Annotated in this window: 16 protein-coding genes; 5 read left to right on the forward strand and 11 right to left on the reverse strand. The window is 71.1% G+C overall.

Annotated features, from left to right (window positions below):
* The first annotated feature begins 4 nt into the window (after positions 1–4).
* Complete coding sequence (locus ABWK59_RS21725; protein ID WP_354642279.1) at positions 5–1060, forward strand: SIS domain-containing protein; 1056 nt, start codon at positions 5–7, stop codon at positions 1058–1060.
* 419 nt (positions 1061–1479) lie between these two features.
* A complete protein-coding gene (locus tag ABWK59_RS21730; RefSeq protein WP_354642280.1) occupies positions 1480–3000 on the forward strand; it encodes a sensor histidine kinase in 1521 nt (506 codons plus the stop codon).
* Positions 3001–3324: 324 nt separating this feature from the next.
* Here ABWK59_RS21730 and ABWK59_RS21735 read toward each other — a convergent pair whose 3' ends face one another.
* Positions 3325–3576 (reverse strand): WhiB family transcriptional regulator, encoded by a 252-nt coding sequence (locus ABWK59_RS21735; RefSeq protein WP_014138019.1) that lies wholly within the window; start codon positions 3574–3576, stop codon positions 3325–3327.
* Positions 3577–3923: 347 nt separating this feature from the next.
* Positions 3924–4895, reverse strand: a complete 972-nt coding sequence (locus tag ABWK59_RS21740; protein WP_354642281.1) for a diacylglycerol/lipid kinase family protein — start codon at positions 4893–4895, stop codon at positions 3924–3926.
* A 64-nt stretch (positions 4896–4959) separates the two neighbouring features.
* On the opposite strand from ABWK59_RS21740, the gene ABWK59_RS21745 reads away from it, so the two are divergent.
* Positions 4960–5370, forward strand: a complete 411-nt coding sequence (locus ABWK59_RS21745) for a hypothetical protein (RefSeq protein WP_354642282.1) — start codon at positions 4960–4962, stop codon at positions 5368–5370.
* A 70-nt stretch (positions 5371–5440) separates the two neighbouring features.
* Here ABWK59_RS21745 and ABWK59_RS21750 read toward each other — a convergent pair whose 3' ends face one another.
* The 4 genes from ABWK59_RS21750 to sodN form a co-directional block, all read right to left on the reverse strand.
* A complete protein-coding gene (locus tag ABWK59_RS21750) occupies positions 5441–6502 on the reverse strand; it encodes an RNA polymerase sigma factor SigF (RefSeq protein ID WP_420492826.1) in 1062 nt (353 codons plus the stop codon).
* Between the two features lie 124 nt (positions 6503–6626).
* The gene (locus tag ABWK59_RS21755; RefSeq protein ID WP_354642283.1) at positions 6627–7040 is read right to left on the reverse strand and encodes an anti-sigma regulatory factor; all 414 of its coding nucleotides are present in this window, start codon (positions 7038–7040) and stop codon (positions 6627–6629) included.
* A 254-nt stretch (positions 7041–7294) separates the two neighbouring features.
* Positions 7295–7777 carry a GNAT family N-acetyltransferase gene (locus ABWK59_RS21760; protein WP_354642284.1) on the reverse strand — a complete coding sequence of 161 codons (483 nt, stop codon included), beginning with the start codon at positions 7775–7777 and terminating at the stop codon, positions 7295–7297.
* A 349-nt stretch (positions 7778–8126) separates the two neighbouring features.
* On the reverse strand, positions 8127–8525 hold the full coding sequence (gene sodN, locus ABWK59_RS21765; RefSeq protein WP_354642285.1) for a superoxide dismutase, Ni: 399 nt from the start codon (positions 8523–8525) through the stop codon (positions 8127–8129).
* Positions 8526–8750: 225 nt separating this feature from the next.
* Between sodN and sodX the strand changes: the two genes are divergently transcribed.
* Positions 8751–9134, forward strand: a complete 384-nt coding sequence (gene sodX, locus ABWK59_RS21770) for a nickel-type superoxide dismutase maturation protease (protein WP_420492937.1) — start codon at positions 8751–8753, stop codon at positions 9132–9134.
* 31 nt (positions 9135–9165) lie between these two features.
* Here sodX and ABWK59_RS21775 read toward each other — a convergent pair whose 3' ends face one another.
* The 5 genes from ABWK59_RS21775 to ABWK59_RS21795 all read right to left on the reverse strand — a co-directional run bounded on the left by ABWK59_RS21775 (position 9166) and on the right by ABWK59_RS21795 (position 13832).
* Positions 9166–9756 carry a CGNR zinc finger domain-containing protein gene (locus tag ABWK59_RS21775; protein ID WP_354642287.1) on the reverse strand — a complete coding sequence of 197 codons (591 nt, stop codon included), beginning with the start codon at positions 9754–9756 and terminating at the stop codon, positions 9166–9168.
* Between the two features lie 112 nt (positions 9757–9868).
* The gene (locus ABWK59_RS21780) at positions 9869–10657 is read right to left on the reverse strand and encodes an amino acid ABC transporter ATP-binding protein (protein ID WP_354642288.1); all 789 of its coding nucleotides are present in this window, start codon (positions 10655–10657) and stop codon (positions 9869–9871) included.
* Positions 10654–11559, reverse strand: coding sequence for an amino acid ABC transporter permease (locus ABWK59_RS21785; RefSeq protein WP_354642289.1), 906 nt, complete (start codon positions 11557–11559; stop codon positions 10654–10656). Before ABWK59_RS21785 ends, ABWK59_RS21780 begins: the two co-directional genes overlap by 4 nt.
* Positions 11560–11642: 83 nt before the next feature.
* Entirely contained in the window at positions 11643–12545 is a 903-nt protein-coding gene (locus ABWK59_RS21790; RefSeq protein WP_354642290.1) for an ABC transporter substrate-binding protein, read from the reverse strand.
* A 375-nt stretch (positions 12546–12920) separates the two neighbouring features.
* A complete protein-coding gene (locus ABWK59_RS21795) occupies positions 12921–13832 on the reverse strand; it encodes an ABC transporter substrate-binding protein (RefSeq protein WP_354642291.1) in 912 nt (303 codons plus the stop codon).
* Positions 13833–14506: 674 nt separating this feature from the next.
* On the opposite strand from ABWK59_RS21795, the gene ABWK59_RS21800 reads away from it, so the two are divergent.
* The gene (locus ABWK59_RS21800; protein ID WP_354642292.1) at positions 14507–15703 is read left to right on the forward strand and encodes an NAD(P)-dependent malic enzyme; all 1197 of its coding nucleotides are present in this window, start codon (positions 14507–14509) and stop codon (positions 15701–15703) included.
* Positions 15704–15740 lie beyond the last annotated feature (37 nt).

Raw genomic sequence — 15740 nt, forward strand, 5'->3', positions numbered from 1 at the left:
CCAGATGTCCGACACGCAGGCCCACGTCCCCGGCCGCATCATGGCGGCGGAGATGGCCGAGCAGCCGGCCGTCCTGCGGCGCATCCTCGACGAGGGCGCCCCGAAGATCCGCGAGATCGCGGCCGAGATCGCCGCCCGCAACCCCCGCTTCGTCCTGCTGACCGCGCGCGGCACGTCCGACAACGCCGCGCTGTACGCCAAGTACCTGATCGAGGTCCTGCTGGGCAAGCCCGCCGGGCTCACCTCGATGTCCACCACCACCGCGTACGGCGCCAAGCCCGACCTCACCGACTGCCTGGTCATCACGGTCAGCCAGTCCGGCGGCTCGCCCGACCTGGTCGCCTCCACCAAGGCCGCCCGGGACGCCGGCGCGATCACCCTCGCGGTGACCAACAACCCCGCCTCGCCGCTGGCCGAGGTCTCCGAGTTCCACATCGACGTGCTGGCCGGCCCCGAGAAGGCGCTGCCCGCCACCAAGACGTACACCGCCGAACTGCTGGCGCTGTACCTCTTCGTCGAGGGCCTGCGCGGCGGCGACGGTGCGGCGGCCAAGGACCTGCCCGAGCTCGCCGCCGGCGTGCTCGCCCGCCAGGCCGAGGTCCGCGCGCTGGCCGAGCGGTACCGCTTCGCCCAGCGGCTGGTCATCACCTCGCGCGGCTACGGCTACCCGACCGCCCGCGAGGCGGCGCTGAAGCTGATGGAGACCACCTACATCCCGGCCTCCCCGTTCTCCGGTGCCGACCTGCTGCACGGCCCGCTCGCCATGGTGGACAACGTCTCCCCGGTGATCGCGATCGTCCCGGACGGCAAGGGCGGCGAGGCGCTCCAGCCGGTGCTCGACCGGCTCCGCGGGCGCGGCGCCGACCTCGTGGTGATCGGCCAGCGGGAGCAGGTGGACGCGGCCTCGGCCGGGTTCGCGCTGCCGGCGGGGGTGCCCGAGGAGGTGCAGGCGATCCTGGAGATCCTGCCGCTGCAGCTGCTCGCGTACGAGGTCACCATCGCCCGCGGCCAGGACCCGGACGCCCCGCGCGCCCTCGCCAAGGTCACCGAGACCCACTGACGGGAGCCCCGCGCAACACGCCGAAGCCGCCCGAGGAGCAGATCCTGCTCCTCGGGCGGCTTCGACGTATCCGGGTTCCCGCGCCTGAGGCGGTGCCGACACCTCTCCGCGCAGCGGAAAAGCACTACGGGCCACGGCGCCGACACAGGACCCTCAACCCGTGCGGCACCGCAGCCCGGAGCTGTCGTCGGAGGCCGTCGGTGACCGGGGGTTGTGCGGGACCCCCGGTCGACGGACTCCGACCTCGGAGGGCCTCGCGCGGTCAGGGCAGTTGAGCGCGGGGCCTCTCCTTGGTGCATCCCCATTGTGGACTAGACCAATCTGGGTTGTCCAGGGCTCGCCCTGAATTGGTCTGGACAACCTGCGCCCACCCGGGCCGCCGGAGTTCCCCCCGGTGGCATCGGCGTTACGCTCACGGTGTGCCCTCGCTGAACGAACTCGTCCGCCGCCACACCACCCTCACCGGTGCCGACGTGGAGTGGCTCCACCTGCTGGTCTCGGAGTGGCAGCTGCTCTCCGACCTCTCCTTCGCCGACCTGGTGCTGTGGATCCCCACCTGGGACGGCATCCGGTACGTCTCGGTCGCCCAGATGCGCCCGAACACCGGGCCGACCTCGTACCAGGACGACATGGTCGGCCACCTGGTGCCGCGCGGCCGCCGCCCGCTGCTGGACGCCGCGTACGACGAGGGCCGGATCGTCCGCGAGGGCGACCCGGAGTGGCGCGAGGAGGTGCCGGTCCGGGTCGAGTCGATCCCGGTCCGGCGGGACGGCCGGGTGCTCGGCGTGATCGCCCGCAACACCAACCTGCTGACCGTCCGCACCCCCAGCCGGCTGGAGCTCACCTACCTGCAGAGCGCCTCCGACCTGGCCCAGATGATCGCGGCCGGCACCTTCCCGTACCCGGAGGTCGACCAGACCGACATGGACGCGGCGCCGCGGGTCGGCGACGGTCTGATCAGGCTGGACGCCGAGGGCGTGGTCACCTACGCCAGCCCCAACGCGCTCTCCGCGTACCACCGGCTGGGTCTCACCACCGATCTGGTGGGCAGTCACCTGGGCCGTACCACCGCCGAGTTGGTGCCGCCGAGCCGCAGCGCGGTGCACGAGGCCCTGGTCAAGATGGCCAGCGGCTGGGCGCCCCGACAGGCCGAGGTCGAGGCGCAGGGCGGCGTGGTCACCCTGCGGGCCATCCCGCTGAAGCCCAAGGGCACCCCGACCGGCTCCCTGGTGCTCTGCCGGGACGTCACCGAGCTGCGGCGCCGGGACCGCGAGCTGATGACCAAGGACGCCACCATCCGGGAGATCCACCACCGGGTCAAGAACAACCTGCAGACGGTGGCGGCCCTGCTCCGCCTGCAGTCCCGCCGGATGGACTCGGACGCCGGGCGGGCCGCCCTGGACGAGGCGGTGCGGCGGGTCGGCTCGATCGCCATCGTGCACGAGACGCTCTCGCAGGCCCTGGACGAGAAGGTGACCTTCGACGAGATCGCCGACCGGGTGCTGGCGATGGTGATGGAGCTGTCCCAGGACGGCAAGGTCTCCACCAAGCGCAGCGGCAGCTTCGGGATCCTCGCCGCCGAGGTGGCCACCCCGCTGGCGATGATCCTCACCGAGCTGATGCAGAACGCGCTTGAGCACGCGTTCGGACCCTCGGCCGCCGGGCGGCTGGAGGTGAGCGCGCTGCGCGGCCGGGCCCCGGCCGGCGGCAAGGGCTGGTCGGACAGCTGGAACGGCGGGGCGAAGCCGGAGGAGTTCCTGCTGATCACCGTGCAGGACGACGGCAAGGGGATGCCCGAGGGCTTCGACCCGCAGAGCGCGGGCAACCTCGGGCTGCAGATCGTCCGCACCCTCGCGGTCGGCGAACTCGGCGGCACCTTCGACATGGTCGCGGCCCCGGAGGGCGGCACCAAGGTCGTCCTGGAGATCCCGATCCGGTAGCCGGGGGTGACCCGGGACCGCCCGGGGACAGCAACGAGGCCCTGCCGACCGGGGGGGTGGGTCGGCAGGGCCTCTCAACCCGGTCCGGCCGTCGGGGGGAGTCGGCCGGAACGGGGGCTCTGGTGTGGCGCGACGCCCGCCTCGTGCGTTGCACACGGTGAGCGCCTCAGGTCCACGATATTGCTCTAAGTGAACAGTATCAAGTGCCCGGGCCGCTCGCGTCGTAGGGCCGCGCCGTGGTGCGGGGCCCGTCCTCGGAAGGCTCGGCCGGCCGTTGCGGCCGAACCCTTGATCATGGCTTGATCAGGTCGAACTGACGGAACGTCAGGCGGTGCGGGCGCGGTTGCGGGCGGCGCGGCGCTTCATCGCGCGACGCTCGTCCTCGCTCATGCCGCCCCAGACGCCGGCGTCCTGGCCGGTCTCCAGCGCCCACTGCAGGCACTGCTCCATGACGGGACAGCGGCGGCACACGGCCTTGGCTTCCTCGATCTGCAGCAGGGCCGGACCGGTGTTCCCGATCGGGAAGAACAGCTCCGGGTCCTCTTCGCGGCAGACAGCGCGGTGGCGCCAGTCCATGGTCGTCCAACTCCTCCGGTCGACGGGCGGCGGCCCGGCGACACACTCGTATGGCTTGTGAATGTGAACGCTTTCACGAATCCCGCAACAGCAAAAGGGACCAGAGGCCTGCGAGGCCGGGGTGGTCGGTGCTGGGGTGGGGTTCGGGCGATTCGAGGGATCCTGCCGCTCTGTCCTGCTGCGGCCTGTCCCGATCGCCATGTAGAGGTTCGCAAACCTCGGGCCCGGATACAACCCCCTTCGGCAAGGAATTTTTGATTCTTCGGTGTCGCCTACCTCACAGGCCGTACTTCTATGGGGTGAAGGGGGCTAGAACGTTCGAGAAGAAGGGCAAGACCCCCTTCTGGTCACACAATCACACGCAGTGCCCGCCGAACGCCTGTGAAACTGACGCGACTCCTGTCTCCAAGGTGGTCCCCGTCGACCTGAAACGGGGCCGGTTCCTGTGAAACCAAGGTGAAGTGTCGAACGTCGTGATAGGAGACGAGGTGCTTCCCGGTCGGCCCCACGGGCCCGGAACCGCCATCCGCAGGGGCTTGCGAACGCAGGATCTGACGGACCGTTCGAGCGGTGGCGAACGCCGTCATTCGAGTGATGCCGAAGATGTCCAGATCCGTGTCGAACGAGGCGGAGGGGGAGGGCAGTACCGGACGGTTGCCCAGGAAGGTCCACGGCGAGGTGTTGGAAACTATCGCCAGAACCAGGCCCGGCACCGCCTCCTGGCCGTTGATCTCCAGGCGGACCGGGCCGTTCCTGCGGTGTTCACGCTCAGTGACGTAGTGCCGGAGCGCCTGGTTGACGTAGAGCGCGTGCGTGGACCTGCGCCCCGTCCTGCGCTGCTCCTCCACCCGGCCGACCACGCCGGCGTCGAAGCCCAGCCCCGCGGTGAAGGTGAACCAGCGGTCCGGCAGGCCCTCGGTCATCGCCTTGCCGAGGCTGATCGCCCGCTCCCGGCCCTGCGCCAGGGCGTCCAGCAGCGCCCCGGTGGCCTCCACCGGGTCGTTCGGCAGGCCCAGCGCGCGGGCGAACACATTGGTCGAACCGCCGGGGACGACCGCCAGCCGGGGCACCCGCTCGGACGGGCCCTGGGCCAGCAGCCCGTTCACCACCTCGTTGACCGTCCCGTCGCCCCCCAGGGCCACCACCAGGTCCACCAGCCCCTCGGCGGCCGCCTGGCCGGCCAGGTCCCGCGCGTGCCCCCGGTACTCGGTGTGCACCACGTCCAGCTTCAGATCGCTGCGCAGGGCATGGGTCAGCACGTCCCGGGTCCGACCGCTGGTGGTGGTCGCCTTCGGGTTCACGACCAGGAGTGCGCGCATGTCGATCAGGGTACGGTGCGCGGCCTGCCGAACCCGTGACGAGGGTGACGGTTACCCTGCTGGGGTGACCGCAGAATCCACCGCCCCCGCCCCCGCCCGGCCCACCCCGCTGCTGATCGGCGCCGGGATCACCGCGCTGGAGGGCCTCGCCCTCGCCGGCTGGGGCGCCTACGACATGGTCTCCGGACTCTTCGCCGACCCCGCGTCCCTCGGGCGCAGCGAGGCCGGCGGCGTGGTGCTGCTGCTGATGGGGCTCTTCCCCCTGCTCGCCGGGCGCGCGCTGCTGCGCGGGCGCCGCTGGGGACGCAGCCCGGCGATCCTGACCAACTCGATCTGCCTGCCGGTCGCGTACTACATGTCGGAGTCCGGCGGCGCGATGGTCGCCGCGGCGGTGGCGGTGGCGCTGCTGGGCCTGGCGGGGATCGTGACCCTGCTCAACCCGCGGGTGACCGAGCTGCTGTACGGCGACCGCTGAGGGACGCGGGAACGGCGCGAGGGGGAGGAACGGACCGTTCCTCCCCCTCGCGCCGTTGCGGCACGGGGGCCTACTCCTCGACGAGGAGCTTCTCGCGGAGCTGGGCGAGGGTCCGCGCCAGCAGCCGGGAGACGTGCATCTGGGAGATGCCCACCTCGGCCGCGATCTGCGACTGGGTCATGTTCCGGAAGAACCGGAGCACCAGGATCTTCTGCTCCCGCGGCGGCAGCTGCGCCAGCAGCGGCTTGAGCGACTCCCGGTACTCCACCCCCTCCAGCGCCTCGTCGGTCGCCCCCAGGGTGTCCGCCACGGCCGGCGACTCGTCGTCGCTGTCCGGGACGTCCAGGGAGAGCGTGGAGTACGCGTTGGCGGACTCCAGGCCCTCCAGCACGTCCTCCTCGGAGATGCCGAGGTGCTCCGCCAGCTCGTGGACGGTGGGGGAGCGGCCGTGCCGCTGGGAGAGCTCGCTGGTGGCCGTGGTCAGCGACAGCCGCAGCTCCTGGAGCCGGCGCGGCACCCGGACCGCCCAGCCCTTGTCCCGGAAGTGCCGCTTGATCTCGCCGACGATGGTCGGCGTGGCGTAGGTGGAGAACTCGACCCCGCGCTCGTGGTCGAAGCGGTCCACCGACTTGATCAGGCCGATGGTGGCGACCTGGGTCAGGTCGTCCAGTGGCTCGCCGCGGTTGCGGAACCGGCGGGCCAGGTGCTCCACCAGCGGGATGTGCATCCGGACCAGCTGGTTGCGGATCTCCACCCGCTCCGGCGAGCCCTCCGGCAGCTGGGAGAGCCGCACGAACAGGGCCCGCGCCGCCTCCCGGTCGGGCGCCTGGGACCGGTGCCCCTGGGCGGGCACGGCACCCCGGACGGCCGCGGCGGCCGACTGCAGCTCGGCCTCCGGCAGCTCGTCGGCGGGCACCGCCTCGGGCCGCTCTGGCGTCGGATCGGTGGGCTGGCTCATCCGGTCGGAGTCCTTCGGGTGGGCGTGGTCGTGTGCGGCGCCGCGGACGGCGCTCGCCTGGGGCGGTACGGCCGGGGCGGCCGACGTACCGCCGAGCGCGGCGGGCTCGGCACGGGCGGCCAGGTCGGCCGCGGCCGGGAGCCCGGCGGCAGCTGTGCGGTCGAGATCACTCACGGCGATCACCCGTTCCGTTCCGGGAGCACTTCTCACTGGTTGTACCGCAGAGACCTGCGGTACGGGGCGCCGTACGCGCGGTGCCACGACACCGGGCGTACGGCGCGCGAACGCGGCACTGCGGTCAGGGCTGGGAGACAGACCCGCCGCGCTTCTTGTGCAGGCTGATGGAGACCGTCCTGTCCTCGCCGACCGAGGAGTCCACCTCGCCGGCCAGGGCGGAGAGCACCGTCCAGGCGAAGGTGTCGCGCTCGGGGGCGCGGCCGTCGGTGGTCGGTGCGGAGACGGTGACCTTGAGCGAGTCGCCGACCAGCCGGAACTCGCAGCTCAGGATCGAGCCCGGCACCGCCTGCTGGAGCAGGATGGCGCAGGCCTCGTCCACCGCGATCCGGAGATCCTCGATCTCGTCCAGGGTGAAGTCCAACCGGGCCGCGAGACCGGCTGTCGCCGTTCGCAGCACCGAGAGGTACGCCCCTGCCGCCGGCAGGCGGACTTCCACGAAGTCCTGAACGCCGGGCTCGCCGTCGATCTGGGACACCCTCACCTCCTGGGTGACACGCGGTGCTTGCGGCCGGACGGCCGCGGCACTTCCTCTTGCTTTGCTCAACTGCTTCGCCCCAACTGTCCGGACGGGTGGTGCGGTACGTACCGGTCATACCCACCCGGGAGAGTCCGAACGCCGCGCATCCGCCCGAGACGTTACCGCGCGAGGCGGGTGTCTGTCGTGATCTCCGGCAACCGTCACGGGAACGGGCGAGGGGGAACCCCTCGGCGGGCCGGGGACGCGCCCGCTCAGCGGGCCGCGGACCCGAGGGCGGCGAGGGCGTCGTCGGACAGCCGGTAGACCGTCCACTCGTCCATCGGAACCGCGCCGAGCGACTTGTAGAAGCCGATCGACGGCTCGTTCCAGTCCAGCACCGCCCACTCCAGGCGCCCGTAGCCGCGCTCCCCGCAGATCCGGGCCAGCTCGGCCAGCAGCGCCTTGCCGTGGCCGCCGCCGCGCCGGTCCGGGCGGACGTAGAGGTCCTCCAGGTAGATCCCGTGGGTGCCGCGCCAGGTCGAGAAGTTCCGAAACCACAAGGCGAACCCGACGGTCTCGCCGCTGTCGTCGTCTTCGGCGATCAGGCCGAAGACGGCCGGGTGCTCGCCGAACAGGGCGTCGCGCAGCTGCTCCTCGGTGGCCCTGGCCTCCTGGAGCGCCTTCTCGTAGTCCGCGAGCTCGCGGATCATGGCGTGGATCGCGGGGACGTCGGTGGCGGCGGCGGTGCGGATCATACGGCGAGCGTACAAGGGTGCACCCACCCGGCGGGAAGTCCGGACGGAGAAGATTTCGCCGGATTCCGGCCGGGCGCGGCCGCGTACCCGGGCTCCGCCGCCGGCCGCGGCCGCGATGATCGCGGACGGCGCGGCCGGGCCCTGCCGCTGCCGCGCACCGCCCGCGACCGGCGTGGCGGGGGAGAGCGGCGGGACGCTCCCGGGGCGCCGCCGGGACGCGGGACCGGATGAGACGGGGCGACAGGAGATTGGTACGTCGTGCGTGTACCGTCCCTGACGGCCCGTGGGAACGCCAAAGCCCGGCCCACCCGCCCCGGAGGGCGGCGGACCGGGCTCGTGACGGCCTGGATCAGGCGGCCTTCTTGGTCTCCCAGAAGATCCGGTCGATCTCGGCGATCAGGTCCAGCAGGGCCTGGCCGGTGGCCGGGTCGGTGGACGCCTTGGCGGCCGAGGCGGCCTTGCCGGCCTTGTTGAAGAGGTCGTGCAGCTGCGGGTACGCCTCGAAGTGCGGGGCCTTGAAGTAGTCGGTGTGCAGCACCGACAGGTGGTGCTTGACCAGCTCGGCCCGCTCCTCCTTGATGACGATGGCGCGCGCACGGAAGTGCGGGTCCTCGTTGGCCTGGTACTTCTCCTGAGTGGCCTTCACGGACTCGGCCTCGATACGGGCCTGGGCCGGGTCGTAGACGCCGCAGGGCAGGTCGCAGTGGGCGTGCGCGGTGACTCGCGGAGCAAACAGACGAGAGAACATGGGAGTCCTTCCTTAGATCGTCTTCCCGCGCCCGAGATTACCCCCACGTTCCTCGGGTTTCGCTCTTGGCCCGTGGGCCTAGGGCAAAAGAAGGAGTCCGAACCGGGATCATTCGGACGCCCCCCGGCCGGGGGAGACACTGGGGGTCCGAGGGTGAGAGGAGAGCGGACGGTGGAGCAGCGCGGCGGTGCGCCGTTCGGGGTGGTCGAGGTGGCCGGTCCGTCGATGCGCAGGTTCCTCTCCGACGGCGACCGGGTGCTGGTCCGGTACGGCGCGCCGGTCCGGCCGGGGGCGGTGGTGGTGTTCCGGCATCCGCTCCAGCAGGACCTGCTGGTGGTCAAGCGGGCGGTCGGCCGGCGCCCCGGCGGTTGGTGGATGCTCTCCGACAACCCGCTGGTCCGCACCGACAGCCGGGAGTACGGCCCGGTGCCTGCCGAGCTGGTGCTCGGCCGGGTGCTGCTGCGGGTGCACCCGCGGCCGGCCTGGCTGGCGCCGCCGCGCTGGGTGGAGCGCCGGCTCGGGCGGTGGCGGCACGCCGGGGTGCGGGCGCTGGCCGAGCGGCTCGGGGTGCCGGCGGAGCCGTTCGGACCGGAGCCGTTCGAGCTCTGAGCGCCGCGGGCCCGGAGCGCCGCGGGCCGGGTCAGCCCTGGGCGGCGAGGGCGGCCCGGGCCGCCTCCTCGCGCTTGCGGGCCCGGTAGGCGGCGACGTTGGCGCGGGTGGCGCAGCGGTCGGAGCAGTACCGGCGGGAGCGGTTGGTCGAGGTGTCCAGGTAGGCGTTGCGGCAGGGCGCGGCCTGGCAGAGCCCGAGCCGGTCCACGCCCAGCTCGGTCAGGTGGATGGCCAGGCCCATGCAGGCCACCGCGGTGTAGTTGGCGGCGGCGGTGGGCGCGTTGTCGGCCAGGTGCAGGTGCCAGCGCGGCCGGCCGTCCTCGTCCAGGTAGTCGTGGCCGGACACCATCGGGCTGACCGGGTACTGGACCAGCAGGCTGTTCAGCAGGTCGACCGCGCGCACCTCGTCGCCCTCGGCGGCGGCCTCGAAGACCCCGCGCAGCCGGGTGCGCACCGACCGCAGCCGGGGCAGGTCGGACTCGTCGGCGAGCTCGGCGGCGCGGGAGGGCGAGCCGAACAGCTCCCGGACGGCGTCCACCGAGGTCAGGCTGTCGGTGCCGCGCTCCGGTTCCTCGCTGTTGACCAGCCGGACGGCGAAGTCGGCGTACGAGGCGAGCTCCACGATGGTCCTTCCCTCAGGGTCAGGTAACGGGCTGACTGCCTTAAGGGTATTACGTCGGCCGGACATGCGTCGGCGCCCGCCGCGGGGAGAGCGACGGGCGCCGAGCGGGGGATCAGAGCACGCGGGACAGGAACGCCCTGGTCCGCTCGTGCTGCGGGTTGGTGAGCACCTCGCGCGGGTGGCCGGCCTCGACCACCACGCCGCCGTCCATGAAGACGAGTGCGTCGCCGACCTCGCGGGCGAAGCCCATCTCGTGGGTGACCACGATCATCGTCATGCCGTCCTGGGCCAGCTGGCGCATGACGTCCAGCACGTCGCCGACCAGCTCGGGGTCGAGCGCCGAGGTGGGCTCGTCGAACAGCATCAGCTTGGGCTCCATGGCCAGCGCCCGGGCGATGGCCACCCGCTGCTGCTGGCCGCCGGAGAGCTGCGAGGGGTAGTTGCCGGCCTTGTCGGCCAGGCCGACCCGCTCCAGCAGTTCCATCCCGCGGGCCCGGGCGTCGGTCCTGCCCCGGCCCTTCACCTGGACCGGCGCCTCGATGACGTTCCCCAGCGCGGTCATGTGCGGGAAGAGGTTGAAGCGCTGGAAGACCATGCCGATGTCGCGGCGCTGGAGGGCGACCTCCTTGTCCTTCAGCTCGTAGAGCTTGTCGCCCTTCTGCCGGTAGCCGACCAGGTCGCCGTCGACCCAGAGCCGGCCGGCGTTGATCCTCTCCAGGTGGTTGATGCAGCGCAGGAAGGTGGACTTGCCGGAGCCGGACGGGCCGACCAGGCAGAACACCTCACCCTTGCGGACCTCCAGGTCGATGCCCTTGAGCACCTCGACCAGGCCGTAGGACTTGCGCACACCCTCGGCCCGGACGAGCACCTCGCCGGTCGTGGACTTCTCGAACTCGGTCATCGCGCACGCCCAATGGAGAAGAGGTTGGCCTTGATCTTCTGCAGCGGGGTCGGCGGCAGGTTACGGCTGGCGCCCTTCGCGTAGTACCGCTCCAGGTAGTACTGGCCGATGCTGAAGACGGTGGTCAGCACCAGGTACCAGAAGCAGGCGACGAAGAGCAGCTCCATCACCGCGAGGTTGCTGGTGTAGACGTCCTTGGCCTTGGTGAGCAGCTCGGGGTAGGTCACCACGTACGCCAGCGACGAGGTCTTCAGCATGTTGATGAACTCGTTGCCGCTCGGCGGGACGATGACCCGCATCGCCTGCGGGAGCACGATCCGCCACATCGTCTTGGCCCGGGAGATGCCCAGCGCGTGGGCGGCCTCGGTCTGGCCCTCGTCCACGGACTGGATACCGGCCCGGACGATCTCCGCCATGTAGGCGCCCTCGTTGATGCCGAGGCCGAGCAGCGCCGCCATGAAGGGGGTGATGATGTCGTTGGTGGAGGTCCCGAACATGGTCGGGAAGATCAGCGCCAGGTTCCACCAGATCAGCAGCTGGACCAGCACCGGGGTGCCGCGGAACAGCCAGATGTAGAACCAGGAGACGGTCGAGGTGACCGGGTTGTGGGAGAGCCGCATGACCGCGGCGACCACACCGAGGATCAGGCCGAGCGCCATCGAGGCGATGCTGATCAGCAGGGTGTTCCCGGCGCCCTCGATCATCGAGGACTTGAAGAGGTAGTCGCCGGTGATCGACCAGTCGATCTTCGCGCCGGCGAACGCGGAGATCAGTGCTCCGAGCAGGAGGACCACGACGACCGCGGAGACCCAGCGGCCGTAGTGACGGACCGGGATGGCCTTGATGACGTGGTGGTCGGGCACCTTGTCCACGCCGGACGGGCCGGTCGGGGAAGTACTCATGGGGGAAGGGGCCTCTCGGGCGGGCGAAGGGGGGGTTACGGAGCCGGGCCCGCGGTGTGGTGCGCGGGCCCGGCCGGGGTTCGTCAGGAACCGCCGTTGACCGTGGCCTCCGAGACCGCACCGAGCTGGACGTTCCACTTGTCGAGGATCTTCTTGTACTCGCCGTTGGCGATCAGGGCGTCCACGCCGGCCTTGACCGCGTCACGCAGCTGGGCCTTCTCCTTCGAGACGCCGATGCCGTACAGACCCGGGTCGATCTGCTCACCGACGACCTCGAAGTCCTTGCCGCCACCGGAGGTCTGCGCGTTGTACGCGGCGACCGGGTAGTCGTTCAGGTCGGCGACGGCGGCGCCGGACTTGACCTTCAGCAGGGCCTCGCCGTCGTGCTCGTAGCCCTGGATGGTGATCTCGCCCTTGCCGGCGGCCTTGCACTTCTCGGACTGCGCCTTGGCGGTGTCCTCGTTGACCGTGGCCTTCTGCAGGGCGACGGTCTGGCCGCACAGGTCGTCCAGGGTCTTGATGCCCTTGGGGTTGCCCTTCTGAACCAGGATGGAGGTGCCGGCCCTGAAGTAGTCGACGAAGTCGACACCCTTGCCCTGGCGCTCCTTGTTGTCGGTCATCGCCGACATGATCAGGTCGATGCGGTTGGTGCTCAGCGAGGTGATCAGGGTGTCGAAGCCGGCGTCCTGGATCTGGAACTTCACACCGAGCTGCTTGCTCAGGGCGTCCGCCAGGTCCGGGTCGATGCCGGTGATCTTGTCGCCCTGCTTGAACTCAACCGGCGCGTACGCGACCTCGGAGCCGACCTTGATCACGCCGGCCTTCTGGACGTCCTCGGGCAGCTTGCTGAACAGCGGGGCGGAGGAGCCGGAAGCCGCGGAGGTGTTGCTGCCGCCGTCGGAGCCGCAGGCGGTCAGCAGCAGGGACGAGGCCGCGAGAACGGCGCACGCCGCAACCGTGCGGGAGCGCAGAGTACGAGCGGTCATGAGGGAGATCTCCTCCTGGGAGAGTCGGGCGGAGCGCGCCGCCGGGGGAAGCGGTGCAACCGGTCCGTGCGTTGCCGTACGTCGTCGTGCGGTGCCGTACCGGTCGTTCGGTCGTACGGGTGGTCCTGTTCAGCCGCCACCCTCCGCCGAGGTGGACGAAATGATCGAACTGCCTCGACCTGGGGCCTTTGCGTTCCGAGTTGGGGGAATCCTGCCACCGCGTACCGCTGAACGGACCGGAATCCAGATCAAAATCGGATAACGAGGGGCCCGGCTGTCCGCTATTCGGATGAATGCCGAGCCTCTGTCACCCTGCGTATAAGTATGCAGACCGCAGCGCGCCAGGCCGGGAGGCCCGGCCGGGCGCGCACGGGCTCAGAAGCCGCCGTTGACCACCGCGTTCTGGGCCGCACCCGCGGTCACGCCCCACTTGGTCAGGATCTTCTCGTACTCGCCGCTGCGGATGACCTGGTCCAGCGCCTTGGCCAGGGTGTCCCGCAGCTGCTCGTTGCTCTTGGCGACCGCCATGCCGAACGGGCCGGACTGCAGCGGCTGGCCGGCCAGCTGGAACTGCGCACCGCCGAAGCCCTTCTGCGCGACACCGGCGGCCACCGGGAAGTCGCTCAGGTCGGCGGCGGCCTTGCCGCCCGCGACCAGGGTGAGCGCGTCGGCGTCACTGTCCGTGAGCTTGATGCCCAGCGGCTTCTTGACCTTCTCGCAGGCGGCCGTCTGCCGCTGGATGACGGTGGCCTGGGTGGTGCCGCGCTGCAGGGCGACGGTCTGGCCGCACAGGTCGTCCAGGCTGTTGACGCCCTTCGGGTTGCCCTTGGGCACCACGATCGAGGTGCCGGCGATGAAGTAGTCCACGAAGTCCACACCCGGGTGGATCTGCTTCCCCGCCTCGTCGGTGCCCTCGCGGCGCTGGCGGTTGTCGCTCATCCCGGACATCACCAGGTCGAACTCGTTGGTGCTCAGACCGGGCAGCAGCTTGTCGAAGGCCGTGTCCACGAACTGGACCTTGACCCCGAGCTCCTTGCCGATCGCCTCGGCCAGGTCCGGGTCCAGCCCGGCCGGCTTACCGCTGTCGTCCTTGAAGTCGACCGGCGGGTAGTTCAGCTCCGCGCCTATCCGCAGGACGCCGGAGGACTTCACCGAGGCGGGCAGCCGGTCGTGGAGCTTCTGCTCGGCGGCCGGGGCGTCGGAGCCGCACCCCGCCAGCAGAAGGGATCCGGCGACGGCGGCAGCGGTGCCGGCGAGGCCCGTCCGGACGGTGGGACGAACGCGCATGGTCGTGCTCCTGTGCGAAAGGTGGTGCTTTCCCGCCGGGGGCGCGGGTCCGCGAGGAGGGCCGGTGCCCCGGAAGAGGAACGCCGGCCTCCGGATATCGGGGGTCGAAGGGGGATCCTGCCATCCCGCCCTGATGGCGTGGGTCTCGGGTGTGTCAGAATCTGGTATCGGGTAACCCCCGACGCCGAACCGAGACCGCCGATTCGCGACAGAATCGGGGTGCGCAGGACCGGAAGCCGAAGACGTCGGCTCTGGATCCGAGGCACCAGCTCCCCTCCGTGTCTGGTTCACTCCTGCGGGTGCGCGTGCTGGACGGCCGTTGCCGGACCACTGGCCTCCGGGTTCTTCCGAAACCCGGGTGCCGTCAAGTGGCAGCGTTGCGGTGAACAACACGCGAAATGGACAGAACGGCACAGGTGCGGTGCCGTCGTCCGACCTAGGCTCATGCGGTGTCTGTCACATTTCCGGCGCCGGGCTGGGAGCCTGGGTCACCACCGGAAGAACAGCGCAGTACACCAAGAACCCTCATTCGAGGGCGCCGCCCGACGGCAGCGCCCCGGCCCGGCCCCACCCGGGTACGCAAACGAACGCGTACCCGGCTTCCGTATCCCCGGCCGGGACCGAAGCGACCGTCGGCGCGCGTGCCCTCGCTGATCATTGACGAAGAGGTCATCGTGGCAGCGGAGATCATCCACCCCAACACCCAGGACACCGACGATCCGGTCGACGCGGTCTTCGCGCTGCACCGCGGCGGCAAGATGGAGGTCCGGGCCACCGTTCCGGTGCGCGACGCGGACGACCTGGCGCTCGCCTACACCCCCGGCGTGGCCCGGGTCTGCACGGCCATCGCGGAGCAGCCGGAGCTGGTCAACGACTACACCTGGAAGTCCAACACGGTCGCCGTCGTCACCGACGGCACCGCGGTGCTCGGACTCGGTGACATCGGCCCGGAGGCCTCGCTGCCCGTGATGGAGGGCAAGGCGATCCTCTTCAAGCAGTTCGGCGGCGTGGACGCGGTGCCGATCGCGCTGGCCTGCACCGACGTGGACGAGATCGTCGAGACCGTGGTCCGGCTGGCCCCGTCCTTCGGCGGCGTCAACCTGGAGGACATCTCCGCCCCGCGCTGCTTCGAGATCGAGCGCCGGCTCCAGGAGGCCCTGGACATCCCGATCTTCCACGACGACCAGCACGGCACCGCGATCGTCACCACCGCCGCCCTGTGGAACGCCGCCAAGGTGACCAACCGGGACCTCGGCAGCCTGCGCGCCGTCATCTCCGGCGCCGGCGCGGCCGGCATCGCGATCGCCAAGATGCTGGTCGCGGCCGGCGTGGGCGACGTCTCGCTGTGCGACCGCAAGGGCGTGGTGCACCAGGGCCGCGAGGACCTCACCGACGTCAAGGCCGAGATCGCCGCGCTGACCAACCGGTCCGGCCTCAAGGGTTCGCTGGCCGACGCGCTGGCCGGCGCCGACGTGTTCATCGGCGTCTCCGGCGGCACCGTCCCGGAGGAGGTCGTGGCCACCATGGCCGAGGGCGCCTTCGTCTTCGCCATGGCCAACCCGAACCCGGAGATCCACCCCGAGGTGGCGCACAAGTACGCCGCCGTCGTCGCCACCGGGCGGTCCGACTTCCCGAACCAGATCAACAACGTGCTGGCCTTCCCCGGCATCTTCGCCGGCGCCCTGTCGGTCCGGGCCACCCGGATCACCGAGGGCATGAAGCTGGCCGCCGCCAAGGCGCTGGCCGGCGTGGTCGCCGACGAGCTGACCCCGCAGAAGGTCATCCCGTCGCCGTTCGACGAGCGGGTCGCCCCGGCGGTCACCAGGGCCGTGGCCGAGGCCGCCCGCGCCGAGGGCGTCGCCCGGCGGTAGCCGACACCGGCGACGGCCGGGTCCGGGCGGAAGCCGG

This window comes from Kitasatospora sp. HUAS MG31 (assembly GCF_040571325.1).
In the GTDB taxonomy this organism is placed as follows: Bacteria; Actinomycetota; Actinomycetes; order Streptomycetales; family Streptomycetaceae; genus Kitasatospora; species Kitasatospora camelliae.

Coding starts and splice junctions, on each gene's coding strand:
- sodN (WP_354642285.1), bottom strand. CDS start 8,525: ATGTTCTCTCGTCTGTTTGCTCCGCGAGTCACCGCGCACGCCCACTGC.
- ABWK59_RS21760 (WP_354642284.1), bottom strand. CDS start 7,777: ATGATCCGCACCGCCGCCGCCACCGACGTCCCCGCGATCCACGCCATG.
- ABWK59_RS21725 (WP_354642279.1), top strand. CDS start 5: ATGTCCGACACGCAGGCCCACGTCCCCGGCCGCATCATGGCGGCGGAG.
- sodX (WP_420492937.1), top strand. CDS start 8,751: ATGCGCAGGTTCCTCTCCGACGGCGACCGGGTGCTGGTCCGGTACGGC.
- ABWK59_RS21790 (WP_354642290.1), bottom strand. CDS start 12,545: ATGACCGCTCGTACTCTGCGCTCCCGCACGGTTGCGGCGTGCGCCGTT.
- ABWK59_RS21795 (WP_354642291.1), bottom strand. CDS start 13,832: ATGCGCGTTCGTCCCACCGTCCGGACGGGCCTCGCCGGCACCGCTGCC.
- ABWK59_RS21740 (WP_354642281.1), bottom strand. CDS start 4,895: ATGCGCGCACTCCTGGTCGTGAACCCGAAGGCGACCACCACCAGCGGT.
- ABWK59_RS21785 (WP_354642289.1), bottom strand. CDS start 11,559: ATGAGTACTTCCCCGACCGGCCCGTCCGGCGTGGACAAGGTGCCCGAC.
- ABWK59_RS21780 (WP_354642288.1), bottom strand. CDS start 10,657: ATGACCGAGTTCGAGAAGTCCACGACCGGCGAGGTGCTCGTCCGGGCC.
- ABWK59_RS21735 (WP_014138019.1), bottom strand. CDS start 3,576: ATGGACTGGCGCCACCGCGCTGTCTGCCGCGAAGAGGACCCGGAGCTG.